Raw genomic sequence first — 16610 nt, 5'->3', positions numbered from 1 at the left:
GGCTAAGAAAAATCTATTGTTACCTAGTACTATGCCGTCGTTACCGCCCCGGTATATGCCGAGGTGACGACTTTCGCATACCGGGCCAGCCAGCCACCCTTGATTTTGGGTTCCGGCGCGGCCCACTTTGCGCGACGGGCGGCCAAGGTCGCCTCGTCCACCAGCAGGTCCAGCGTGCGGTTGGGAATATCCAGGAGGATACGGTCGCCATCCTCAACCAACGCGATCGGGCCGCCTTCGGCCGCCTCAGGTGAGATATGGCCAATGCAGGGACCGCGGGTACCGCCGGAAAAGCGCCCGTCGGTGATCAGTGCTACGGAGTCGCCCAAGCCAAGCCCCATCAGGGCAGCAGTGGGGGCCAGCATCTCCCGCATGCCGGGGCCACCCTTGGGGCCTTCGTAGCGGATCACCACCACATCGCCGGATTTGATCTTGCCGTCCATCAGGGCGGCCATGGCCAACTCCTCGGAGTCGAAGCAACGGGCCGTTCCTTCGAAAACCATCATCTTGTCCGACACGCCGGACTGTTTCACCACCGCCCCTTTGGGAGCAATGGAACCGAACAGCACTGCAATGCCCCCTTCTTTCTTCACCGGGTTGGAAAGCGGCCGGATCACGGTCTCGTCGACATTCTGGACGCTTTCAGCCAGTTGCAGGGTGGAGAGCCCCATAACCGTGGGATTGTCCTTGATCTTGTCCCCCAGCTGCTTCAGCACGCCGGAGACACCGCCCGCCACATCCAGATCTTCCATGAAATGCTCGCCGGCCGGGTTCATGGAGGCCAACTGCGGGGTTTCACGGGCCAGAATATCGAAGGTCTCCAGCGGTAGCTCCACCCCGGCCTCGCGGGCAATGGCCAGCAAGTGCAGCACGGTGTTGGAGGAGCCCCCCAGGGCCAGGTCCACCCGGATGGCGTTTTCAAAGGCCTCCCTGGTCAGGATGGAGCGGGGGGTGACGTTGTTCCGCACCAGATCCACGATGGTTTCCCCGGAAGCAAAGGCGATGCGCCGCTTCAGGGCAGACACCGCCAGGGCGGTACCGCAGCGGGGCAGCGACATACCCATGGTTTCGGTCAGAATCGCCATGGTGTTGGCGGTGAAGAGCCCCTGGCAGGAACCCATGCCGGGGCAGGCGTTGTCTTCGCAGACCTGCAGCTCCTTGGCGTCGATCACCCCGGCCTTGTAACGGGCCATGGCTTCGAAGGTGTCGGAGACGAAGGAATACTGGCGGCCTGCCTGTCCGCGTCCGCTCATCATCGGACCAGCGGTGACGATGATACAGGGGATGTCCAGGCGGGCGGCGGCCATCAGCATGCCGGGGGTGATCTTGTCGCAGTTGGTGAGCAGCACCAGGCCGTCCAGCCGGTGGGCCTCGGCGATGGATTCCACCATGTCGGCGATCAGTTCACGGGTGGGGAGGGAGTAATGCATCCCCTTGTGGCCCATGGCCATACCGTCACAGACACCGGGAATACCGAAAAAGAAGGCATAACCGCCACCGGAATGCACCCCTTTCTCGATGTACCGCTCCAGGTCCCGCATCCCCACGTGACCGGGGATCAGGTCGGTAAAGCTGGTTGCCACGCCGATAAACGGCTTGTCCATTTGATTCTGGGGAACACCGGTCCCTTTGAGAAGCGCCCGGTGCGGCGTCCGCTCCAGGCCTTGGGTAATCATGTCGCTGCGCATTGGAGGTATCACTCCTTATGGATTCTAAAATATCGACAACATGCCTGTATGCATATGGTCTTTGACCTTTAATACATGACCAGCGTTTCTGTCAATTGCTCAGTTCGGCAAAGGAAAACCGGAGGCTGCGGAAGAAAAAACATCGGCACGACGGGAGACGCATTGCTCAATGTTGCTACGGAGAAAAATCAAAACGGGCCACAGAAAAAAATCTATAAAAATTTGTTTTTATTGGCATAATTTACCTGTAAATGATTTTGTATAACTGGCTTTTTCGGTTCTAAAGAGATTTTGGCCAGTTACGCAATCGATTTTACAGGTTCGTTATGGACACTACGCAAAGCTTTTTACACAGCTGCTTTGCCAGCAGGCAATTCTTGTGACACAAACATTCGCATACAAATCTGAAGCGATTCATGAAGCGATTCCATGACCCGATACATCTGGCAACATATCGACTGGCCCACCTTCACCTGGGACACCTCTGCCCTACTCGGGTTACTGGGTGAATGCCGTCTGCAGCAGGGCAAATTGCTCAGCCGGGTTGCCGGGCTTGGTCTGCAGCTTGAGCAGCAGGCCCAGGCAGAGCTGCTGATTGAAGAAACCCTTACCACCTTTTCGATTGAGGGTGAACTGTTGGATGCCCGTTCAGTTCGATCATCGGTCGCCCGGCGTCTGGGCCTGCCATCCGCTGGCCTGCCGGTGGATCGTAAGATTGATGATCCGGTCAGTCTGTTGCTGGATGCCACACAGAATTTCAGTAAACCGCTGACTGTTGAGCGGCTTTGGGGCTGGCATGCTGCCTTGTTCCCCACCGGCTATTCCGGCCTGCATCAGATCACTACCGGCGCATGGCGCACGGGTGATGAGCCGATGCGGGTGGTTTCGAGTCCCATTGGCCGTGAAAAAATCCACTACGAGGCGCCTCCTTCAGAGCGACTCAATCATGAGATGCAGCAGTTTCTAAACTGGCGGGGCCGTAGCAGCGGCACCGTAGAGGGGTTGCTGCGAGCTGCCATTGCTCACCTTCATTTTGTCACCATTCACCCCTTTGATGACGGTAACGGACGGATTGCCCGCGCCATCACCGACCTTGCCGTTGCCCAGGATGACAAACAGCAAAACCGCTATTATAGATCATGGCAGAGCGTGAGGACTACTACAGCACCCTGGAGCAAACCCAGAAAGGCGGTTGCGATATAACCGCATGGCTGGTCTGGTTCCTGGGATGCTTTAGCCGGGCAATGCAACGCTCCAACGATATTCTGAACGGCGTCTTTGCCAAGTCACAGCTCTGGCGGCAGTATGACCAGCACAAACTGACCGACCGTCAGAAAAAGGTCATTAACCGCCTGTTGGATACTGGGCCGGATGGCTTTGAAGGTGGCATGGCCACCCAGAAGTACGCCTCCATGACCCACTGCAGCCGGGCCACAGCATTTCGGGAGCTCGATCAGTTGTATGAGCTGGGAATGCTACAGCGGATCGGACAAGGCCGCAGTGTGCGGTATGAATTGTCGCACGGCTAATACTTAGGCCGGCCTGTGCCAGCCATGTGCTGTTAGCTCTACAGCATGCAGGCCCTGGAAGTGTAATGTATCGCCAAGGACGGCCCCTCTAACGGCGACACCTCCTGACGCCCGCCGCCCTCGGCCTGGATGCCCCGTCCTCACCGGCGGGGCTTTTCTCTGTCTGAAATCGTATGAAATTCTTATATCAAAAGGGGCTACGACTGCGTCGTAACCCCTTGATTTTTTTGGTCGGAGCGAAACGATTCGAACGTTCGACCCCCTGCTCCCAAGGCAGGTGCGCTACCAGGCTGCGCTACGCTCCGCAAAGTATCTTTCATAACGTACTGACAGTTTTTTGTAAAGCAAAACAATGCCAGCCGGATGCTCTCAATTCCTGATGACTATCCGTATCAGGTCTCAATCATACAGTACCGGGGGAATACGTCACACCTGAGCTAAAAATTGGCCAGACCGCGATACCGCTTCCGCGCCTCGTCAAGCTCCCGTGACATGTCTTCGTTCAATCCAGCCTTCAGCTCTTGAACTTTTCGCTTGACCGCCTTGTCCGCAGTTTCAACCCTGCGATTTATCTGCTCGAAAGACTGCGGCGGTGCCGTTACAAGGGGCTGCAACGCCACATATTCCCTATTCAGCTCCTGAAGATTCTCATGTGCCTTCTCGTACTTTACCGGCACTCCCTCTTGAAGCTGCTGCAGAAGCTTTGTGGCCTCGCTGTTGATCTTAACCAGCCTGATACCGGCATCATTGTCCCCTCGGGGGGTGTATGCCCTGCCATTTTCCGATGCCGCCTTCCACTCCGCCACCATCTTATTCAATGACGTGAAACACGTTTCTGTCCCGATATGCAGAGCATACACAGCTTTTATGTAAGCAGCGACATACCGTTGCTCCTGCTTGTGTCGGTGCGCCAGCAAGGCGCCCCCTCCGATAACGGCCAGCAGCACGGCCGCCACGACAACTATAACAAGACGCTTCCGTCCGGAGTGCGCGGCTCCTGCCTTGGCAGCACCCCGCATCCGTTGTGCCTGGTGCAACTCTTCAGCGCGCTTGTCCCGCTGGCGGAATGCAGAAGAACGAAAGTTCGCCAACGCAATCCTGAAACTGTTGGCACGACTTTCCCGTGCCTTACGCTGAGCCTCCTGCGGATTTTCCACATGGTAGTAATCGGGGCAGAAGTGACCACATGCGGGACAATGCACGCGTTGATCGATCGCGTTACCGCAGGTACAGCAGTACAGTTCGCCGGATTTACGACGGGCTCGCTGGGCGCTCGATTCACGAATGACGGAAAACGGTGCCGAGCAGTTCGGACAGGCGCCAGCTGACCGGTCACACGGAACAGCAGGAAAAGGAAACGGTATTGTTGCCGAGCATTTCAGACAGGTAAAGACCATGACACGCGGTCCCTGCCCTGCCGCTTCTCTCTCGACGTTTGCAGCTTCGACAGAGGAGACCGGAGCCGCGGCGGGCGAAATCACTTCATCAGGCGCCACGCCATTAAAGTTGAACAGCGCGCCGTCACCACGGTCCGCTTCCGGCGATTCCGCCGGCGTGGGTGGAATCGCTGCGTCAAGGAATGAAAAAGCATTATCCGCGGTATTCTGCTCAACCAGGAAAGCGGAGGGCTCCCCAGGAGTGGCAGCGGGTGACACCGTGCTCTGCGACTCCGGTTGTTGAGTTGAAGCGGGTTCGTCAAAAAATGAAAAATCAAGGTCGGGTTTACCGGCGAACTCCTGTGATTCTGGTGGAGCAGACGGCCGTGCTTCATCAAAGAAGGAGAAATCAACAGCAGGCTCAGGTGACTGGGAAGCAGACGGCTCCCGCTTTTCGGGTGCTTTAAGGGAATCAAAGAATGATGCCTTTTCGTTGTCTGTCATAGCTTTGTCCTCGGCCCGGCATACTGACCATCATTTGCCCGCACGATATCATCCAGCGCGGAAGCATCGCCTGCAGCTATGGCACTGACGCCATCCGGCCCCTTGGAGTAAAGGTCGTAGTCCGTGTTGAGCGCGATGCCCAACGAGTCTTCCAGCGCCTCCACGCCGCCCGCCAGCAACCGATATTCATAAAGATTCATCCAGGGGTCACTCTGCTCACCCATGCCCACATCCTTGAGTGAGGCAGGATACTGATTTTTTTCTATATAATACGCCGCCAGGGTTTTCTCAATCGTGCGGATATCGGCACTTGTGCGCCCCACCTTTACGCTGACCACATAACTATTGAGCACCTGCACAGCCATGAGAGCCAGCACCGCCAGCACCGCCAGCACTACCAGCAGCTCAACCAGGGTAAATCCGTGTGTATCAGAACAGGTGCGCCGCATGCCGTGCCCCCCTCGTATCGACCTTCCCGTTGAAACTTATGGCTACCTAGCATGAATCCCGAATTCATGCAATTTGGAAGTATTCAAAACTCGTTCCAATTTTGTAACACAGATACCACGCATCAAGCAATTCCAGGAAGAAGCCAAGAAAACGTCGGGCACCTACACAAACGGCCCCGCACATCTGAGGTTGTGCGGGGCCGCTACTCTACAAGCAGTGGTACCAGTCTCCGGACTCGAACCGGAACGGGGTCGCCCCCGGCAGATTTTGAGTCTGCTGTGTCTACCATTCCACCAGACTGGCACGGTCCGCAGACTATACTCGAATGAACTTCCAAGCGTCAAGCGGAAAGGCTAAAAATAATTATTGACACGCCTGAACTCTTTTGGTAATTAGAAGGTCCTTTTGATGTGGGGCTGTAGCTCAGCTGGGAGAGCGCTTGAATGGCATTCAAGAGGTCGACAGTTCGATCCTGTTCAGCTCCACCAAATAATCAAAGCCGGCTTAGGCCGGCTTTTCACATAGCGCTTATGGTGGCCATGGTGAAGGGGCCTAACACATATGACTGTGACTCATACATTCGAGGGTTCGAATCCCTCTGGCCACCCCAATTAAAAACGGGGAGTTAGCTTCAGGCTAACTCCCCGTTTTTAATTCCACGCACCCATCATACCCCGGCATCAAGGCACCGATTGCTTAGCAGGTGCGGAATCAAGTAACTTCATAAGCTTCGTGCTATTCACAAACAGCTCTGATTCGAAGGGGACTTTGCGCACCACGTCTGCAAAGTATTGGTACGCACGCTGCTTTTCCCCAAGTATCAGCAAATATTGACCGTTATAATACAGGTAGTGGGGGTCGGCGGTCCGGCGGTACAGCAGGTCATTCAGCAGCACAAGCTTCGGATAGATGGCCCATGATTCGCGTTTTGTTGCAACGCGCAATTGTTGCCGCAGCAGCGAGTTATGCAGAATCAGCAGCCCCTCATGAAAATCTCCCTGCTCATTTCTCACCTGCTCAACCATCCGTATCTTCTCTGCAGCATCTTTTCCCTGCATATCCAGGTTAAGCAGATTCATGCGGGCAATGTCTTGCAGCCTTTTCCGCTTTGCATGTGCAACAGCGAACTCAAAATGCTCCCGCGCTTCATCATACCGCCCAGCCTTGACAAGTGCCAGCCCCAAGTCGTTACGCACATCACCAAACCGGGGTGACTTTTTTACGGCATCTTCAAACAGCGACAGATTGTCACGCCAGACGAGATTGCGTTGAAAGGTTACAGCGGCGAGCACCATGACTACGGCACCCAGCAGAAGGGCCACAGGGCGCGACCGGCTGTGATCACGAAGAACAGTGTCGATACAGCCGGCACACCAAATGGCGAAAAACGCCGATGGAATATACAGGTAGCGTTCGGCAACCGGTGTCCAGTTCAGGCCGGCACACATCACCACCACCGGCGGAATCATGAATAGAAGTGCTGAAAGCAGAAAACCGCTGAAAATATTTCGCCTTTTCAGCAGATACCAGCACAACGGCACCACCAGCACCCCAAGAATTGCATATGCCGGATGCACCACATCAATGGCAAAATTAAGCGGAACGGGCACCAACAGTTTTTTCAGATAAAAACCGGTGGCGGTGAAACAATCGCGGACAACCTGCCACAGATCGTATTGCCTGATAAGCATGGAAAAAGCGTTATTACTGCCGGTCGGTCGGCCCAGTACCCTAAAACCGGCAACAACAGCAACCACCATGAAGATGACGCCATACCCCCACCACACTTGGCGGGTAATTTGCTGCAGACGCTCGGAAGAAACGCTGCTCGTTCTCAGGGCAGCCAGCAGCACCAGCGAAGCCGGTGCCAGCATCACCGCTGTTTCCTTGGTGAGCAGTGCACACCAGAACGCCGCTCCGGCAACCGCCAGATCCCGCACCCGGCCGCTTTCACCCCCCTTCAGCAGAAAGTGAAGCGACAGCAGGATACTTACGGCTGCCAGGGGGTCGGTCCTGCCGGCTATCCAGTTAACAGATTCGGTGTTGATGGGATGCAGGGCAAAGATCAGCGCGCTTACCAGCGGAATACGCTCCCCCCCACTTGACAGGGCGGTTATTCTTTTACTTATTGTGTAGACCAGTAGTGTGTTGAAAAGATGCAACAACACATTTTCCAAATGCATGAAACGCGGTTCAAGCCCCCAGAGAAGATTGTCAAGGTAGAAAGAAAGTTCGATGAAGGGGCGGTAGTAGAACTGGCCACTGGGGAGGAATAGCCGGGCAAGCGTGTGGTGCCCGTTTATGCCATAGGCGTTCAGGATGTGAGGGTCATCAACAGTATTAACGGTGTCGTTCAGTGCGGGCCAGTACAGCAGCAGCACCAGCATGATGAGCAGCAGGCAGGACTGCCGGCCTTCACGCCACAGACTATCCCATTTACTATTCTGCTGCATGGTTCTATTGCTCCCCCGAGCAAAAAAGAACAAGCGGGCTTTTACCCCCGCTTGTCTCGCTCACACTTATCAAATCGAGAGATAACTCTATTTCACAGCAGTCCAGCCACTCCAATCAATAGTAGCCCCAATAGTGGGAGGAGCAGCAGGGTCAGCAGCAAGGTCGGCGACCTCTTTCATGAAAATACGGCTGTCTCCGGAACTGGTGGCGTAATACTTATTGCCGGAGCCATGCACGGTGGCAACCAGATAGGAAGCACCAGCCGCATCAGATTGCAGTGATATAAACACGTTGGCCGAGAGCTTGGCGTTGAACTTAACATCCGCACCTACGCCAGTGGCGTTGAAAGTCACTTGGCCACTATCATCGGGACGCATGTAACCAGTACCAAATGTTCCTACACCTTTTGTAGACGTCGGCTCCTTGACGGCAAAGGCGACTGTCGCGGCTAATACGGTGGCAGCACAAGCCAAAGCAAATACTTTTTTCATGATATCATCTCCTTCCTCAGAGTTCAGGTTTAGTAAGGATACTTCTGATTGTCGGCAAAAAAGGCTTCCAGAGCCGTCTTCGTGTTCTTCAGGTCACTTTGTGCCGCACTGTTGTACGCCTTGGCGCGGTAGGCAGAGAACTGCGGGATGGCGATTGCCGCCAGGATGCCGATGATCGCCACAACGATCAGCAGCTCGATCAGGGTGAAGCCTTTGCTGTTCCGAATCTTGCTGAGCATAGATTCTTCTCCTTTCTGTGTGTGCCTGTTTTCAGGCTGTGTGATGTACGGCAGTGGGTGGCCGATGGATAGCGATAAAAACTAAGACATTTTTTGTTTTAGCAAAAGCAGTGCCATGAGAAGCCAAGAGATCAACACACTGATATTAGATGCATTACCTGCCGTATCCGATGTTATACGCTACCACAGGTCCATATATTGTCAAACCCTTTGACAAAAATTGTCACATATACAAAAACAGATATAGCGACATTATTGCCCCTCTGCCCTCCCCGGCTCCGGCAGCAGCCGGACGAACTGCCGCACGGCCTGCCAGTAATGCTCGCCGGCGACCGCATACAGGTTGTTATGTCCGGCCCCGTCAACCCACAGGCTCACCTTTTTGCCGGGTGCCATGGCGTACAATTCCCTGCCGTGGCGGGGAGGAATGATCTCATCCGCCTGCCCGTGCATAACCAGCACCGGGCAGGAAACCTGCGGCAAAAGCCAAAGGTTGTCAAAACGATCAAAGGGAAGCAGACGGATACGGGTCACCACCCGGAAGGCACTGGTAAAGCCGCTTTCAATCACCAGCCCTCCCACCGCACGGGTGGCGGCAAGCCGGACTGACGGGCCGCTGCCCACGGAACGGCCCCAGAGGATGATCCGCTCCGGGGCTACCCGTTTCACCGTCACCAGATAGTCATAGGCCGCCTCAATGGCCCGGTAAGCCCCCTGCTCGGACGGTCTGCCGCTGCTGGTGCCATAGCCGTGGTAATCGTAGGCCAGTATCGAAAATCCCTGTCGGGTAAACTCCGCGAACAGGCCGGCAAGATCTCCAATGTCCTCGGCATTACCGTGGCTGTACAGGACCGTGTACCGGGCCGCCTCGTTCTCGAACAGACGTGCCGAAATGCGGGAGCCGTCAGCAAGGGGCAGCTTGATGATTTCAGAACTGTCGACATAGGAAGAGGGACCGGGGAGAAAGATCATCGATTCCGACAGGAGCAGGCCGGCACCTGTAAGGGCCAAGTACACGGTGCTGATGACAAAGACAAGGGACATCATCGGGAGGTTCACTCCACTACCTTGCGGCAGACTTGTACGGTAGCACAGGTTCAAAAAGCTGGAAGTCGTTACCGGGATTGATACCTACTTCTGTGATCCACGTTCACCATGGCAGCGAGGTGCCAACGAGAACTGTAACGGCCTGTTGCGTCAGTATTTTCCGAGAGGAATCAGCTTTCGCAGCATTACAGAGAAACGATTCGAAGAGCCGTTGAGCAGCTAAACATGCGGCCACGAAAGTGTCTTGGTTACCAGACGCCCACTGAAGTCTTCTCACAAGCTCTCAATGGTGCACTTGCAATTTGAATTCACCGAGTACTACCTCGTAGATATTTGCGGCAAGACCAACATATCGCCAAGTAGTAAATCCCATTCCGAAGGATAGAAATTTTCCGTTCCATTTCCCGGAAAAAATGTCATTTCACCAAAAATCACTTGGGGAATGGCATAAAAATCTACCCTGACGAATGGCATGTTTTCCGATAGTGTTTGCGCGGCATCAAGCATTACATCCAAATATTTAGGTTTTGGCAAATCATTGTTATAGGATTCACAGTACAAGCAAAATGGCTGTTTTTTCCAAGAAGTGTCAAAAAAGGCACGGCGATGCTTCTCAAAGCGATCAACATCAACTTGTATATATCGTGGTACACCATTAAAACAAAAAATCTTATAGTCTTTAGGAATCTGCCCATCATAATCAGTCAAAAAACGCTCTGCAATAATTCTTCTTGGAATATCTTTATAGACCCATTCACGCCCTAATTTAGAATAGTCCATTAAAAGCCAACAGCTTAATTGTTTATTAATTTCAACTTGATCGACGGAAAACTTGTCTCTTATCAATAGATTCATTCCAGATCCATGTGTGCATTTAAGTGCAAATTGTACTGGTAATGCCGTCCAATCAAGCTCAAAAGGGCTATCCCAAACTCCAATCAACTCATTAAGAAACTCATTCCCAATTTTTTCTTTGACAAAATTCCTTACAGCATATTTATCTGCTAGTTTCACATACCCAAGATTTCGATGAAATACTTTGAGCCATTGAATTTTTTCATTAAAAGTTTTTGGATTACTGATATTACCTCTCCCGAACCAGCGAGAGAGCAACATATTTGCATATGCTGCATCACTTAGTACCGGCTCAACAAGTGTAAAATATTTGCGTTGCAAATATCCAAAATGGTCTTTACGCAAATTCACATTATAACCTATGCCATCCAACTGGTATCATGTCATTAGTATTAACAGATGGATCGTTAAACCAGCGTTTCGGCGTAATCACCAGTTTATCGGGTTGCTGACAAAGCCAAGCCCCCCACCAACTAAAGGAGCTGTTGGCGATGATATGGTACCGGCACCGGCTCATCAGACGCAAGTCTTCGTGAGGCTGATTTCTGTTGTTGTCAATGTAGTGAATAGGAAAGGAGACCTTCAACTCCTCCCGACACCAAGCCGGATCATCAGAAAAAACAAAAAATTCTGGTTCTTTTACCAGTTGAGTCATGGTCGTTACGGCAGCATCGTAATAGTCAGGTCCGCAGATGCCATGAACGGCGTTGGTAACAGGATCGGTCACATAGTCTCCCCGGCGCACATGCAGGGAGACGGCAGCGACTGAGTCAATCCTATCTGCCAGCTCGCGGTTTTTCCCTTCCGGCTCCGTTTTCAGGTTGAATTCCCGGCGTATTATCTCTGCACTATCGTCGAAATACCGCGGCGACTGCCAGTACCCCTCAAGATAGACGTTATCAGGTAGACACAATACCTCTGGGTCATACTGAAACCACCGTTCCCGATACTGCGAAAAACCACGTATGGCGCCAGACAAGCGGGCAAAAACACTGTGCAGGACGAACGATGTCCCGCGGCCGGTCATCAGCGCTACTTCCCAGGGGGTTGCCTTCGCTGCCTCAATGGCAAAACAGTGCAGGGCAAAGCGGCGCGGCGTGCTACCGGCTTGGTTTCCCTCCAGAAACGTGAGGTCAAGCTTCAGGGGGACGCCGTGCCGAAGGGCAAGACGTCTGCCGGTCGCATACTGGAACATCTGGTTGCCTAAGCCCCCCATCAGCTTGACAACAATCATGGCATGCACACCCGACGGCACCATTTCCAGGCTTCTGCCACATACAGGCGCCTGAGCAGTCTCTTTGCCGCTCTCGTTTTAGCCCTGTCTCCCTGTGTTCCGTCAGCCCACCCGATAAAATCCTTGAGAGCGCGACGTTTCTGGGTGCAATCATCCACTCCGTTAGCGCGCACACTGTATGCGGGGTCATCGCGATAGTCCAGCAACGGTTCGGCACAATAGGCAAAGTCGGTTTTTGTCGCCACCCGGAGCCAGAGAGCGTAGTCTTCGCCGGTCGTCAAAGCGGGCGAGGGAGGAAACCCGCCAACGTCTGCAAACAGCGACCGGTGCATCATGGCTGAACTGCAAATGACAAAGTTTGCCGTAAGCAGGTGCTCAAAGGAAAAACGGTCGTGGTGGCAGTCAAGCAGGTTGCCGTTTGTCTCCTGCCCCGGCACCAGGCGAACCGCGTTGCCGCAGACAGCCTGACAGCCGAGCTGCTTTGCCAGAGCAACCTGCTTTTCCAGCTTTTCCGGATACCAGACGTCATCGTCATCGAGAAAAGCCACCCACTCGCCGCGGCTGGCCGCAATCCCCCGGTTTCTCGGCACCGCCGGCCGCCCTGCCCGCTCGCCCGGCAGCCAGACAAGGCGGCTGTCGTCAAAAGAACCAACAACAGCTTCGGTATCATCAGTCGAACCATCATCGCAAACCAACACTTCCAGCGGCGGCAGGGTCTGGGCAAGGGCGCTGCGGATAGCTTTCGGCAACAGTGCAGAACGATTCCAGGTGGGTATGATTACGGAAACGGTTGTCACGTTGCCCAGCCTTTGTCCAGTTGTTCGGCAAACTGTTCCATCCAGGTTGCGTGAAGACGCTGCTCAACGTTTTCATCGAGCAAAAACTGGCGCAGCCATCGGTCGGCGCGACCGGCAGCCGACTCCCTGTCGGGAATCCCTTCTTCCCGAACAGCGTAAAGCTCGATATTGCAGGTACCGCACCAGGCGTTCCGCTCCAGCCGCAGCGGTGTAAAACCGAAGCAGCCGACCAGTTGTTTCAGCATGGCCGGCGTGTACCCTTCACAATGCACCGCCCAGGGAGCCTCGTGGGAACCGAACAGGTGGCGCTCCGCCACCGCCCGCTGCCGGAAAGAGCTGAACGGGTTCAGAACGATCCGGGCAGTACGTGAAAAATCGGGAACCTCGATACGCAGGAGCCCGCCGGGGTGCAGCCAGGAATGCCAGCACGCCAGCAGACCGCAGGCCACCGGCCGGGGGAAATGCTCGAACAGGTGGTGCAGCCGCACCTCTGCCACGCTACCCGGCAGATAGCGGAGCGTGGTGATGTCGGTATGGAGGTCGGCAACGCTTTCCGTCTGTACCGTATGGCTGGACAGGGGAAAGTCGATGTTGACGTACCCCTCCAAGTAGCGTTGACCGCAGCCGAGATGAAGTTTCATAACCGGAACCACTGCTTTCTGAAAAGACGTGCCGTGCGGGCCGTGTCATCAAAGTGTCGCTCCAGCCAGTCCCGCTCAGGCCTGCCCAGATGTTCCCAGCGCGCGCAGTAGCGTGCCCAGTCGGTCTGCTGTTGCTGAAGATTTTCTCGCCGCAGCGACGTGTTGGCATGTTCATGGTGCTCCACAAACGATTCCGGTGCATCAATACAGTCGTAGCCCTGTTCATGCATACGCAGACAAATATCTCCGTCGGCATGGTAGAAATGGTAGGTTTCTTCGTCGGCATAGCCAACGTCCGACAACGCCTGGCGCAGGTAGAGGCCGTGGTTTACAAAGAGTCGGTTTCCAAATGTAAGACCAACCCAGTAGGCTTGCTGATCCGGCCAATTGCGCCAATAAAAGGCCACAGCACCGATCTTCTCGCCGGCCGAAAGCCTGCTTTCAACCAGCTCCACACCGTTTTTGATCGCCCCCGGCACCAGCAGACAGTCGTCGCTGAGCATGCAGATGTACTTCCCCTGGGCAGCCTTGAAGCCGAGGTTCATGAAGTAGCCCCAGGAGCGGCGCTCGATCTTTCCCCCCCCCCACTCCCCCCGATTGTGCTGAACAATGGTGATGACATCTTTCTGCTTCACCAGCCATTCCAGGGCGCCATCCGTTGAGCCACCGTCCACGACGATGATCTCGCCCGCCAGGGAAGACCGCGCCAGTTCTTCACGGACGCTGGCAACGGCAAGCTTGAGGAAGCGGCAACGGTTGTATGAGCCGATAACAACCGACAGATGTTTAGCGTCCATGCGGCACCTGTGAATCCTTCTTCCGGTGAAGTATGTCAGTGAAAAAGTCAAAATATCGCTGCCCCATCCCTTCAAGACTGAAACGCTGCCGGGCATCCCGGACAGCCGAGGCGGACATCTGCCGCCGCAGGTCCGGCTCATTCAGCAGTAATCCTATGGCACGGGAAAGGGCTGCTCTATCTCCCATAGGCGTCAAAATGCCGGTCGCTGAATTCCGGGCGTACCGGTTCAAACCGCTCTCGTCCCCGTCATGCTGCAAGCCGCGGATTTGCTCAGGAATGCCCCCAACTGCGGTGGCCACCACCGCCAGGCCACAGGAAAGCGCCTCCAGAATTGTGGTGGGAAAGTTCTCCGCCCTTGCCCCGTGCAGGTACAGATCGGCCGCCTGATAATAGCAGGCCAGTTCCGCAGCCGAACGGTACGGTACAAAGGTAATGGTTGCCGTCCCCACCTGCTCCGGCGGCGCATCTTCACCAACGGCAAGAAAGCGGATTGGCCGGTCAGCCATGCGTGCCGCTTCGGCAACGGCGCCGCGCATGGTGGCGTAATCCTTCCAAACGCTTTCGCGGATGCCGTTGGCGGCAAACAGCACCACCTGCTCGGCCGTGTCTATCCCCAGCTCTCTGCGCGCCGTTTCCCGGTTACCGGGGTGAAACACCCTCTGATCGACCCCGTTGTTGATTACCTGGCCCGCGACCACGGCTGGCTTCAGCATGGAGCGTTCCACCCTGTCCATCAGCCAGTGGGACGGGGTGACCACGTACAAGCGGCACGATTCGTAAATCCGCTTTTTTCGCAGCCAGTTGCCATGGGAGCTGTCCCGCCGCAGGGCGTACTGCAGACCGGGATAGGGGCAGGTTCCGCAGCCGTCTGTCCACCGCTCACAATCAAAGGAGTGCGCACAGTGACCGGCCAGCAACCAGGGATCGTGCAGGAGCAGCACCACGGGATGGCGCCGCGCCAGCGCCGGCAGAGATCGAAGATCGAAATAGCCGCCATGCAGGTTGTGGCAGAGTATCAGGTCGGGATTGTCCAGCAGCAGGGTATCCAGAAAGCGGCTTTCCGGCGCTCCCAAATCTTCGCGTCCCATGGCCGCCTCAAGGCGCCGACGCAGGCAAAGGGCAGCGATGACACTTTGCGTCACGCTCCTGCCCAACAGGGGCTGGTTGGCCACCGCCTGCCGCACGGCAGCTCCAAGTTCGATGGTCGCGGCATCAGCTCCCAGTTTTGTCCCGACAATCAGCGTTGACGCTGCTCCCCGTTCCTTGAAAAAATGGTGCAGGCTGGTGGCCATACCGGCGGCGCCGCCATAATGATCAAGGGTATTGAACTGGACCAGCCTCATCAATTCGTTACCACGACCTTGCGCCTGAACCTGCCGCCCACCACAAGCATCAGGTGCTGCCGAAGCGACAACGGGAGAAAAGCACGTAACGGCGATGCATAGTAGCCGCGCCAGACATATCCCCCAAGCGGCGCCGAGTGAAGACAAAGCCAGTACCATTTTTCTGCCAGCAGCCTGCGCATGGCTGACTGAGAAAAGACGGCGCGGTTATCGTTTCTGTCCAGTAATACCAGCAACCAGTCCTGCAGTTTCTGAAACATTTTCTCATCCGACGGCAGTTTCCCCAGCGCCAATGCCGTGTGCACGGCAAGTTCATCTTCTGTCGGTTCAAAACCGAACTTTTGCAACATCCGCTTTCTCACCCTGGTAGCATTGGCCAGTTGACCATCTGCGGCAAAGCTGCCGACACTTTGTGCATGCCGGCGATGTCGCACAAGAACCTCGCTAATGTTCGCAAATGCACAGACGTCCATAAGGCGGCACCATAGCTCATAATCCTGTGCTTGGGCAAAGTCGGTGGCGTACCTGAGTGCAGCATCATCAAACAGTCGTTTTCTGAACATGACTGTTGGGTGATACAGGGACGGAGAAAAGAGCAGCAAGCATTTTAATGCCTCATCATCAGTCGGGAGCCCCCATGTGCCGGTATGCTGGCTGTCGTCAAACCACTCAACCCAGCTTCCACATATCCCAACCTGCGGGTGGGCATCCATGAACGATATCTGTGTCGCCAGACGCTTGGGCAGCGAAATATCATCGGCATCCATCCGCGCTACGTATGTTCCGTGTGCCAACTCAAGGCCACGGTTGAGCGAGGCACTTAACCCGATATTGCCTTCATTTCGTACCAGCCTGATACGCGGGTCGGTATAGCTCTGAACAATCCGGGCGCTTTCATCCGTCGAACCGTCATCGACAATAACAAACTCGAAGTCACCGAATGTTTGTGCAAGAACGCTCTCGACCGCCTCGCGCAGGTAGGCGGCGCCGTTATATACTGCCATGAGCACTGTTACACGAGGAGCGGAACGGGCGTTCATAACCACTGCCATCCTGCCGGAACCTGGTTGTCGGTATCAATGACGGGGTTATTCAACCAACGACACGAAACAAGCATTGGTTTGTCCGGCTGCCGGCAGAGCGACGCCCCCCCGCTACCGAAG

The 16610-nt window shown here is 55.1% G+C and carries 16 protein-coding genes and 4 tRNA genes; 4 read left to right on the top strand and 16 right to left on the bottom strand.

Annotation, left to right across the window (positions count from 1 at the left end):
* Window positions 1-29: 29 nt before the first annotated feature.
* Entirely contained in the window at window positions 30-1688 is a 1659-nt protein-coding gene (gene ilvD, locus RAK07_RS06060) for a dihydroxy-acid dehydratase (RefSeq protein ID WP_305731937.1), read from the bottom strand.
* 429 nt (window positions 1689-2117) lie between these two features.
* Here ilvD and RAK07_RS06055 point away from each other — a divergent pair, with 429 nt between their 5' ends.
* Together RAK07_RS06055 and RAK07_RS06050 are read left to right on the top strand one after the other, a co-directional pair.
* Window positions 2118-2891, top strand: a complete 774-nt coding sequence (locus RAK07_RS06055) for a Fic family protein (RefSeq protein WP_305731936.1) — start codon at window positions 2118-2120, stop codon at window positions 2889-2891.
* 41 nt (window positions 2892-2932) lie between these two features.
* Entirely contained in the window at window positions 2933-3217 is a 285-nt protein-coding gene (locus tag RAK07_RS06050; protein ID WP_305731935.1) for a Fic family protein, read from the top strand.
* Between the two features lie 228 nt (window positions 3218-3445).
* Here the strand turns inward: RAK07_RS06050 and RAK07_RS06045 are convergent.
* The 4 genes from RAK07_RS06045 to RAK07_RS06030 form a co-directional block, all read right to left on the bottom strand.
* Window positions 3446-3522: transfer RNA gene (locus RAK07_RS06045), tRNA-Pro, on the bottom strand.
* A 132-nt stretch (window positions 3523-3654) separates the two neighbouring features.
* A complete protein-coding gene (locus RAK07_RS06040; protein ID WP_305731934.1) occupies window positions 3655-5097 on the bottom strand; it encodes a hypothetical protein in 1443 nt (480 codons plus the stop codon).
* The gene (locus RAK07_RS06035; RefSeq protein ID WP_305731933.1) at window positions 5094-5546 is read right to left on the bottom strand and encodes a prepilin-type N-terminal cleavage/methylation domain-containing protein; all 453 of its coding nucleotides are present in this window, start codon (window positions 5544-5546) and stop codon (window positions 5094-5096) included. The genes RAK07_RS06040 and RAK07_RS06035 overlap by 4 nt, the downstream gene beginning before the upstream one ends.
* 218 nt (window positions 5547-5764) lie before the next feature.
* Window positions 5765-5850, bottom strand: a tRNA-Leu gene (locus RAK07_RS06030).
* A 109-nt stretch (window positions 5851-5959) separates the two neighbouring features.
* Here RAK07_RS06030 and RAK07_RS06025 point away from each other — a divergent pair.
* Both RAK07_RS06025 and RAK07_RS06020 read left to right on the top strand, forming a co-directional pair.
* A tRNA-Ala gene (locus RAK07_RS06025) sits at window positions 5960-6035 on the top strand.
* A 45-nt stretch (window positions 6036-6080) separates the two neighbouring features.
* A tRNA-His gene (locus RAK07_RS06020) sits at window positions 6081-6157 on the top strand.
* 70 nt (window positions 6158-6227) lie between these two features.
* On the opposite strand, the gene RAK07_RS06015 is transcribed toward RAK07_RS06020, so the two are convergent.
* The 11 genes from RAK07_RS06015 to RAK07_RS05960 form a co-directional block, all read right to left on the bottom strand.
* The gene (locus tag RAK07_RS06015) at window positions 6228-8000 is read right to left on the bottom strand and encodes a glycosyltransferase family 39 protein (RefSeq protein WP_305731932.1); all 1773 of its coding nucleotides are present in this window, start codon (window positions 7998-8000) and stop codon (window positions 6228-6230) included.
* Window positions 8001-8087: 87 nt separating this feature from the next.
* Entirely contained in the window at window positions 8088-8492 is a 405-nt protein-coding gene (locus RAK07_RS06010) for a hypothetical protein (RefSeq protein WP_305731931.1), read from the bottom strand.
* A gap of 29 nt (window positions 8493-8521) precedes the next feature.
* Window positions 8522-8731: a type IV pilin protein gene (locus RAK07_RS06005; RefSeq protein WP_305731930.1), complete on the bottom strand. Its 210-nt coding sequence runs from the start codon at window positions 8729-8731 to the stop codon at window positions 8522-8524.
* Between the two features lie 252 nt (window positions 8732-8983).
* Window positions 8984-9778, bottom strand: a complete 795-nt coding sequence (locus RAK07_RS06000; RefSeq protein WP_305731929.1) for an alpha/beta hydrolase — start codon at window positions 9776-9778, stop codon at window positions 8984-8986.
* A 318-nt stretch (window positions 9779-10096) separates the two neighbouring features.
* Window positions 10097-10984 (bottom strand): ATP-grasp fold amidoligase family protein, encoded by an 888-nt coding sequence (locus tag RAK07_RS05990; RefSeq protein WP_305731928.1) that lies wholly within the window; start codon window positions 10982-10984, stop codon window positions 10097-10099.
* 1 nt (window position 10985) lies between these two features.
* Entirely contained in the window at window positions 10986-11867 is an 882-nt protein-coding gene (locus tag RAK07_RS05985) for an alpha-1,2-fucosyltransferase (protein ID WP_305731927.1), read from the bottom strand.
* Window positions 11864-12664 (bottom strand): glycosyltransferase family 2 protein, encoded by an 801-nt coding sequence (locus tag RAK07_RS05980; RefSeq protein WP_305731926.1) that lies wholly within the window; start codon window positions 12662-12664, stop codon window positions 11864-11866. Before RAK07_RS05980 ends, RAK07_RS05985 begins: the two co-directional genes overlap by 4 nt.
* Complete coding sequence (locus RAK07_RS05975) at window positions 12661-13305, bottom strand: class I SAM-dependent methyltransferase (protein ID WP_305731925.1); 645 nt, start codon at window positions 13303-13305, stop codon at window positions 12661-12663. The genes RAK07_RS05980 and RAK07_RS05975 overlap by 4 nt, the downstream gene beginning before the upstream one ends.
* Window positions 13302-14102 carry a glycosyltransferase family 2 protein gene (locus tag RAK07_RS05970; protein WP_305731924.1) on the bottom strand — a complete coding sequence of 267 codons (801 nt, stop codon included), beginning with the start codon at window positions 14100-14102 and terminating at the stop codon, window positions 13302-13304. The genes RAK07_RS05975 and RAK07_RS05970 overlap by 4 nt, the downstream gene beginning before the upstream one ends.
* Window positions 14092-15447 (bottom strand): glycosyltransferase, encoded by a 1356-nt coding sequence (locus RAK07_RS05965; RefSeq protein ID WP_305731923.1) that lies wholly within the window; start codon window positions 15445-15447, stop codon window positions 14092-14094. Before RAK07_RS05965 ends, RAK07_RS05970 begins: the two co-directional genes overlap by 11 nt.
* The gene (locus RAK07_RS05960) at window positions 15447-16487 is read right to left on the bottom strand and encodes a glycosyltransferase family 2 protein (protein WP_305731922.1); all 1041 of its coding nucleotides are present in this window, start codon (window positions 16485-16487) and stop codon (window positions 15447-15449) included. Before RAK07_RS05960 ends, RAK07_RS05965 begins: the two co-directional genes overlap by 1 nt.
* Window positions 16488-16610 lie beyond the last annotated feature (123 nt).

It is taken from the genome of Trichlorobacter ammonificans (assembly GCF_933509905.1).
GTDB classification, from domain to species: Bacteria; Desulfobacterota; Desulfuromonadia; order Geobacterales; family Pseudopelobacteraceae; genus Trichlorobacter; species Trichlorobacter ammonificans.
Note: the sequence above shows the minus strand (reverse complement) of the source record. Positions and strands in the feature narration are given on the sequence as shown.